At 41.8% G+C, this 765-nt stretch carries 1 protein-coding gene; it reads right to left on the bottom strand.

All coding sequences use genetic code 11. From position 1 onward, the window contains the following. Nucleotides 1-37: 37 nt before the first annotated feature. A partial coding sequence (locus tag HMPREF3168_RS09215; protein ID WP_148129897.1) for an IS3 family transposase occupies nucleotides 38-765 on the bottom strand: 728 nt, incomplete at its 5' end.

Consider the following 765-nt stretch of genomic DNA (forward strand, 5'->3'; position numbering starts at 1 on the left):
TGAAGTGCCATAGAAAAGTTAGACATTTTAGAAAATCTTAAATAGTTGCCATTACACGATCTCTGTATTTTACAGGGGTCGTGTAATTTAGTTTATTGGACCGTCTGATGTTGTTAAACCAATATATGTAATCTTCAAGTTCTTGTTGAACTTCCTCCAAAGAATGCAGTTTAACTCGATTTAGTCTCTCACGTTTCATTAAGTTGAATATAGTTTCACCCGGTGCGTTATCGTGACAGTTTCCCTTTCTGGACATGCTTTGAACTAGTTCCATCTCTTTCAAGCGGGCTTGGTAGGTTGGACTTTGATACTGAGAACCTTGATCAGAATGGATAACTGGGTGGGAGTAAGCCGGTAGTTTGGTTTCCAATTCATCTAGCATACCCAATACTAACTCCATGTCGGGGGAGTAGCTAGCAGTACATGCAAGGATCTCCAAAGAAGCCTCATCCACTACAGGCGAGATATAAACTTTCTTACCGTTAGTTAGTGCATATTCTGTAATGTCGGTATGGATAACATGATATGGCCTTTCTTCATCGAAGTGCTGCTGAAGAAGGTTATCAGCTACTTTTCCTACAGTACCTTTGTAGGAGCTGTATTTTGCAGTTCTCTTGTGATATAGCTCGGTCTTCAGCCCGATACTGCGCATCAGTTTACGCACTGTTTCCATCGCTAATTTAACGCCCTTGTCACGCAGAGCAGCCCACATCGGACGGTAGCCATACGTGCCTTGGCCTTCGTTGTAGTAGATATCTTTGATAA

The sequence above is a fragment of the Lactobacillus sp. HMSC08B12 genome (genome assembly GCF_001808415.1).
Lineage (GTDB): Bacteria > Bacillota > Bacilli > Lactobacillales > Lactobacillaceae > Lactobacillus > Lactobacillus delbrueckii.